This window comes from Streptomyces sp. NPDC043952 (genome assembly GCF_056435325.1).
In genome coordinates this window covers 63514-70232 of record NZ_JBWKES010000013.1, presented here as the reverse complement: position 1 = coordinate 70232, position 6719 = coordinate 63514, and the positions used below count along the sequence as shown (strand labels likewise).

At 73.9% G+C, this 6719-nt stretch carries 5 protein-coding genes; 3 read left to right on the top strand and 2 right to left on the bottom strand.

Annotated elements, in window-relative coordinates; genetic code table 11:
• Positions 1-393: 393 nt before the first annotated feature.
• Positions 394-2235: an asparagine synthase (glutamine-hydrolyzing) gene (gene asnB, locus AC069R_RS17355; RefSeq protein WP_478767635.1), complete on the top strand. Its 1842-nt coding sequence runs from the start codon at positions 394-396 to the stop codon at positions 2233-2235.
• Positions 2236-2288: 53 nt separating this feature from the next.
• On the opposite strand, the gene AC069R_RS17350 is transcribed toward asnB, so the two are convergent.
• Both AC069R_RS17350 and AC069R_RS17345 read right to left on the bottom strand, forming a co-directional pair.
• Positions 2289-2993: a DUF4232 domain-containing protein gene (locus AC069R_RS17350; protein WP_478767634.1), complete on the bottom strand. Its 705-nt coding sequence runs from the start codon at positions 2991-2993 to the stop codon at positions 2289-2291.
• Positions 2994-3044: 51 nt separating this feature from the next.
• Positions 3045-4667 (bottom strand): alpha/beta hydrolase, encoded by a 1623-nt coding sequence (locus AC069R_RS17345; protein ID WP_478767633.1) that lies wholly within the window; start codon positions 4665-4667, stop codon positions 3045-3047.
• A gap of 297 nt (positions 4668-4964) precedes the next feature.
• Here AC069R_RS17345 and AC069R_RS17340 point away from each other — a divergent pair, with 297 nt between their 5' ends.
• Both AC069R_RS17340 and AC069R_RS17335 read left to right on the top strand, forming a co-directional pair.
• Positions 4965-5612 carry a chaplin gene (locus tag AC069R_RS17340; protein ID WP_478767632.1) on the top strand — a complete coding sequence of 216 codons (648 nt, stop codon included), beginning with the start codon at positions 4965-4967 and terminating at the stop codon, positions 5610-5612.
• 224 nt (positions 5613-5836) lie between these two features.
• Complete coding sequence (locus tag AC069R_RS17335; protein WP_478767631.1) at positions 5837-6691, top strand: GNAT family N-acetyltransferase; 855 nt, start codon at positions 5837-5839, stop codon at positions 6689-6691.
• Positions 6692-6719 lie beyond the last annotated feature (28 nt).

Sequence of the window (6719 nt, the reverse complement as noted above, 5' to 3'; positions counted from 1 at the left end):
TGGGTGGGTTGTGTGCGCCCGTCGGCAGGGTGTTGTGGGACGCCCCTCCTCCCCTCCTCCCCCCCCCCCCCCCCCCCCCCCCCCCCCGGGACGGTTCTTCACCGCGGGACCGGGCGGCGCCCGCCGCTTGGGGAACTTTTTGCCCATGGCCGATTCCCGGCGCCTGCGGCGCTCCGCCGCCGCGATTCGCGGATCTCGCGCGGGCAAAACGCGGCCGAAATCATCGGGCGGGAGGTTGCGTCCGTGTTACGTCCGCGTTGACCGGTACCGGACGCTGACGGACGCTCGTCATATAGGTGCTCGATACAACTGGTTCGCCGGCCGGCACCGCGGCCCCCGCGAAAGCACAGCTGGACGCGGTACCGGCGGTCGGCCGGAGGCAGGAGACAGCGCATGTGCGGCATCACCGGATGGGTTTCCTTCGATCGTGACCTGAGCGCCGAGGCCACCACATTGCATGCGATGACCGAGACGATGGCCTGCCGCGGCCCGGACGACCGCGGCACCTGGACCGAGGGACCCGCCGCCCTGGGCCACCGCCGGCTCGCCATCATCGACCTGCCCGGCGGACGCCAGCCGATGACCCTGGAGACCCCCGAGGGCACCGTCGCGCTGGTCTACTCCGGGGAGACCTACAACTTCACCGAGCTGCGCCGCGAACTGACCGACCGCGGCCACCGGTTCACCACCGACTCGGACACCGAGGTGGTCCTGCACGCCTACGTCGAGTGGGGCGACGCGCTCGCCGAACGCCTCAACGGGATGTACGCGTTCGCCATCTGGGACGGCCGCCGCGACAAGCTCGTGATGATCCGCGACCGCATGGGCATCAAGCCGTTCTACTACTACCGCACGCCCGACGGCGTCCTGTTCGGCTCCGAGCCCAAGGCGATCCTCGCCAACCCGCTGGCCCGCCGCCGGGTCACCCTCGACGGCCTGCGCGAACTGCTCGTGATGATCAAGACCCCCGGACACGCCGTCTGGGACGGCATGCGCGAGGTGGAGCCCGGCACCGTCGTCACCGTCGACCGCTCCGGCCTGTCCACCCGCGTCTACTGGCACCTGGAGACCCGCCCGCACGAGGACGACCGCGACACCACCATCGCCACCGTGCGCACCCTCCTGGACGACATCGTGCGCCGCCAGCTCGTCGCCGACGTGCCCCGCTGCACCCTGCTCTCCGGCGGCCTCGACTCCTCCGCCATGACCGCGCTCGCCGCCCGGCAACTCGCCGAGCAGGGCGAGACGGTGCGCTCCTTCTCCGTCGACTTCGTCGGCCAGACCGAGAACTTCGTCGCCGACGAACTGCGCGGCACCCCCGACACCCCCTTCGTGCACGACGTCGCCCGGCTCGCCGGCACCGAGCACCAGGACATCGTGCTCGACGCCCAGTCCCTCGCCGACCCCGCCGTGCGCGAGCAGGTCATCCGGGCCCGCGACCTGCCGGCCGGCTTCGGCGACATGGACGCCTCGCTGCTACTCCTCTTCCGCGCCATCCGGCAGAAGTCCACGGTGGCCCTGTCCGGCGAGTCCGCCGACGAGGTCTTCGGCGGCTACCTCCAGTTCTTCGACGAGGACGCCCGCCGCGCCGACACCTTCCCCTGGCTGGTGCGCTTCGGCCGCCACTTCGGCGACGACTCCGACGTGCTGCGCACCGACCTGGTCAAGAACCTCGACCTGGACCGGTACATAGCCGACGGCTACCGCACGGCCGTCGCGGACATCGAACGGCTCGCCGGGGAGAGCGACTTCGAGTTCCGCATGCGCCAGATCTGCCACCTGCACCTGACCCGGTTCGTACGCATCCTGCTCGACCGCAAGGACCGCATGAGCATGGCCACCGGCCTGGAGGTGCGGGTGCCGTTCTGCGACCACCGCCTGGTCGAGTACGTGTTCAACGCCCCCTGGGCCCTGAAGTCCTTCGACGGCCGGGAAAAGAGCCTGCTGCGCGAGGCGGCCAAGGACGTCCTGCCGCAGAGCGTGTACGACAGGGTCAAGAGCCCCTACCCGTCCACCCAGGACCCGCAGTACGCCCGCGCCCTCCAGGAACAGGCCAAGGACCTGCTCGCCCGGCCCTCGCACCGCGTCTTCGACCTGGTGGACCGGGACCGCGTACGGCAGGCCGCCGAACGTGAGGACCCGGTGACCGACCAGGCGGCCCGGCGCGGCCTGGAACGCACCCTGGACCTCGCGCAGTGGCTGGACCTGTACACGCCGGAACTCGTCCTCGGCTGACAGCGACCCGGCGAGCCGCTGTCAGCCGTCGGCCGTCACCCGGCCACCGGGTGTCAGCTGGGGCTGGGACTGGCGGGGCTCGTCGGGCTCGGGCTCGCCGGGCTCGGCCGCGTCGGGCTGGGGGCCGGCGTCGTCCTGGTCGGAGTCGGGCTCGGGGCCGGCATCGTCCTCGTCGGGGTCGGGCTGGGGGCCAGTGTGGTCCTGGTCGGCTTCGGGTTCGGCCGGGTCGCCGCGCCGAGCCCCAGGTCCCGGTCCGCGGCCCTCGACGAGGGCTGCCAGGCCGTCGTCACCGGCTCCCACACCGGCACCCGTGCGCCGGTGCCGAGCCGGGCGGGCGTGAAGACGCGGCCCCAGCGGCCCGCCCAGTCGCCGACGGTGACCGACGCGGCCCGGCGGGCCTGCGGATCCGCCGGGCGCACGATGGTGCGCACATCGGCATGGACGGTCGCGCCCGGCGCGAGCCGCAGCCGGCCCGCGCCGTTCCCGGCCACCGGCAGCGCGGCCCCGTCCAGACCGCCGAAGGTCACCAGCGGCACCCGGTCGATGGCGCAGGCGCGTCCGCTGTGGTTGGTGACGCTGACCCGCACCACCGTGGGCCGGTGCGGCACGGTGGCCGCCCGCAGCGTCAGCTCCCCCTGGACGCAGGGTGCCACCCGCGGCGGGGCCTGGGTGGCGGCCGCTCCCGGCGGCGCGGTCAGCAGCAGGGCCGCCACGGCGGCAGAGGCGGCGGGTACGGCGATGGCGGCGCGTTTGCGCATGATGGTGTCCCTCCGGTCGCGGTCACGGACGCCGGTCGGCGGCCGGTGCCTTCAACGGTCGATGCGGTTCGGGAAGACGCTCCACTCCCTCCCGTCCGCCGGGCAGGAGCTGCCGTACGCGGGCAGGGAGCCGTGGAGCAGGAAGTCGTCCACCGTGCGGTGCACGCACACGGAGGAGCCGTAGCCGGTGTGCCCGTCGCCCTTGTTGTCGAGGACGACCGCGGCCGGGCCGAGCCGCTGCGCGGTCCGGACCGCCCACGGGTACGGCGTCGCGGGGTCCCCGCGGGTGCCGACCAGTAGCATCCGCGGGGTGTCGACGTCCTTCACACGGGCGCGGATGAAATCGGTGCCCCTGGGGCGGCCGTAGCACATCAGCACCTGGGTGAGCCGGTAGCGGCCGAAGACGGGGGAGGCCTCGTCGTACGCGGCCCGCAGCCGCTTCAGGTCCGCGGTGATCCGGGCGGCGGAGGGCCGGTCGGGGTCGTCCGCGCAGTTGATCGCCAGCAGGGCGGCCTGGAGGTTGTCGGCCGGCACGTCCTGCGGGTCGACCAGCCCGGCGTGCCCGGTCGCCGGGCGGTCCGGGACCGGCCCGGCACCTCCGCCGGCGAAGCCCATGACGCCTCGGGGATCGCGGTCCCGCGTCAGCGAGCCCAGCGCCCGCTCCAGCGAGGGCCACAGGCCCCGGCTGTAGAGGGCCTGCACGATGGCGGCCACCAGGTCCTGCCCGGAGAACGGGTCCCCGCCGTCCGTCGTCACCGGCCGCCGGTCCAGCGAGCGCACCAGCGAGACCACCGCGTCGCCCGCCGCGCGCCGGTCCCGCCCGAACGGGCAGCCGGCGCCCCCCGTGCACCAGTCCAGGAAGTCCTCCAGCGCGGTCTGCTGCCCGCGCGCGCCGTCGATGCCCTGCTCGGCGAGCGACTCGGTCAGGGTGTCCACGCCGTCCAGCGCCATCCGCCCCACGTGGTGCGGGAACTGGGCCGCGTACACCGCGCCGAGCCGCGTGCCGTAGGAGAACCCCAGGTAGTTGAGCTTCCGCTCGCCGAGGGCCTGGCGGATCACGTCCAGGTCACGGGCGGCGTTCACGGTCCCTATGTACGGCAGCACGTCGCCGGAGTTGCGCGCGCACGCGTCGGCGCTCAGCCGCAACTGCCGCAGCAGCGCCAGCGGATGGCCGAGGTCGGCGTCCGCGCCGGTGACGGCCGCGGCCTGGCCGCCGTCGTCACCGCAGCTGACGGGGGAGGAACGGCCCACCCCGCGCGGATCGAAGGTGACCACGTCATAGCCGCTGGTCAGTCCGAGGAACTGCGTGCCGTCGTACGCCAGTTCGGTCACGCCCGCGCCGCCGGGGCCGCCGAAGTTCAGCAGCACCGAGTGATGGGAGCCGCCGGTGGCGCGATAGCGGGCCAGCGCGAGGTCGAGCGTCCCGGTGCCGGGGTGGGCGTAGTCGAGCGGGACCGTCACCTTCCCGCACTGCATCCGCCGCGGCATGCCCGGACCCGCGCAGGCGCCCCAGGTCACCTTCTGCCGGTAGAACCGGGACAGCTCGGGGCGGTCCGCCGCGGCGGGAAGCGAGGCCGCGGGCGCGGGCAGGGCCGGCCCGAGCAGCGCCAGGGCGAGGACTCCGGTACCCGCACAGCGCCGCACCGCGGACCGCGTGCACAGCTTGGCCAGCATCGATCGCCTCCCGAGGCGCCCGCAGCGGACCGGGACGGCGCCCTTTCGCTCACCATAAGTGGGCCCCGTTCGGCCCGCCTCCGGGCGAGCGGAACGCCACCGGGTGCCGTATGCTCCGCGCCCGATTGATGATCATTGCTCGGCCTTACAAGCGGTTTATCGGCCATGCCACTCGATGGGGTGAAAGCCCGATGAGCCATAACTCAGCTGGTTCGCCCGCGTTTTACCGGGTGCGGGTGACTGCCCGCGAACTTGTCTGGAAGGCAGGAATCAATGAGACGGGCTACCCGAAACGGCGTGATCGCCGCCGTCGCCGCCTCCGGTGCGATGGCCCTGGCGTGGCCGGTGTCCGCCGCGTTCGCGGCCGACGGCGCGAGTGCCGACGGCGTCGCGGCCGGCTCGCCCGGACTGATCTCCGGCAACGGCATCCAGCTGCCGGTGGACGTCCCGGTGAACGTGTGCGGCAACACGGTCGACGTGGTGGGGCTGCTCAACCCCGCCATGGGCAACACGTGCGCGAACGAGACCGGTGGCGGCAAGGCCGGATCGGCCACCTCCGGCGGGGCCGCGGCCCACGGCGCCGCCCACCACTCCGCGGGAGTGATCTCCGGCAACGGGATCCAGCTCCCCGTCGACCTGCCGGTGAACATCAGCGGCAACAGCGTCAATGTGGTGGGGCTGCTCAACCCGGCCATGGGCAACACCTCCGTCAACGGCGGCGGCGAGACCCCGAGCCACCCGGTGGCGCCCACCCCGCAGCCGCCGGCCCCCGCCAAGACCCACCCGGCAGCGCCGCACACCCCGCGGCCCGCGCCGGAGCCGGTGACCGCCTCACTGGCCCACACCGGTACGGACCTGACCGCCCCCGCGGCGGCCGGCAGCGCGGCGCTGCTGCTCACGGGCACCATCCTGTACCGCCGCTTCCGCCCGAGCCGCACCCGCTGACCCACCCCGTCCCAGGCCTCCACCGGCCACCGGGCCCCCACCGTCCAGCACCCGACCGGACGCCGGCCCGGTGGAGCCTCGCGACGCGCCCATACGCCGACCGCCCCGTCTCCGGTGCCGGTCGGCTGATCACCCCATGGTGCAAAGGCCGTTGATCCGCGAGGATGCTGCGGACAAGGGCCGTCCGGTACGGCGGCCGGCCCCCGACGCGATGGAGCGCACCGATGACTTCTCCCGCCCCCCACGACCTCGTCGTCACCCGCGCCGATCTCGCCGACTGGCCGGTGATCAGCGGGTGGGCGGCGGCGGAGGGCTGGAACCCCGGACTCGCCGACGGACCCGCGTTCTTCGCCCAGGACCCCGAGGGCTTCTTCCTGGGCCGGATCGACGGGGAACCGGTCTCGGCCGTCTCCGTCGTCAACTACGGCGCCGATTTCGCCTTCCTCGGCTGCTACCTCGTCCGCCCCGACCTGCGCGGCCGCGGCCACGGCCTGACCACCTGGAAGACCGCCCTGGCCCACGCCGGCACCCGCACCATCGGCCTCGACGGAGTCGTCGCCCAGCAGGACAACTACCGCCAGTCCGGCTTCGAACTCGCCTACCGCACCATCCGGTTCACCGGCACCGCCCCCGCGGCCGGCACCCCCGAGGGAGTCCGCCCGGCCGGGCCCGCCGACCTCGCGGCGATCACCGCCTACGACAGCGCCTGCCACCCCGCGGACCGCCCCCGCTTCCTCGCCGCGTGGCTCTCCGCGCCGGGCCACCACACCGTCGTACGCCACCACGCAGGACGCCTCACCGGGTACGGCGTGATCCGCCCCGGCCGCGACGGCCTGCGCGTCGGACCGCTGTTCGCGGACACCGCCGACGACGCCCGCGCCCTGTTCGCCGCGCTGGCCACCGAAGCCGCCGGACGCCAACTCGCCATCGACGTACCCGAACCCAACACCGCCGGCACCGCCCTCGCCCAGGCCGCCGGACTGGCCCCCTCCTTCGAGACGGCCCGCATGTACACCGGCCCGGTCCGCCCCCATGCCCGGGACCGCGTCTTCGGCGTGACCACCCTCGAACTGGGCTGACCGGGAAATCGCGTTGCCGCGTCCCCTC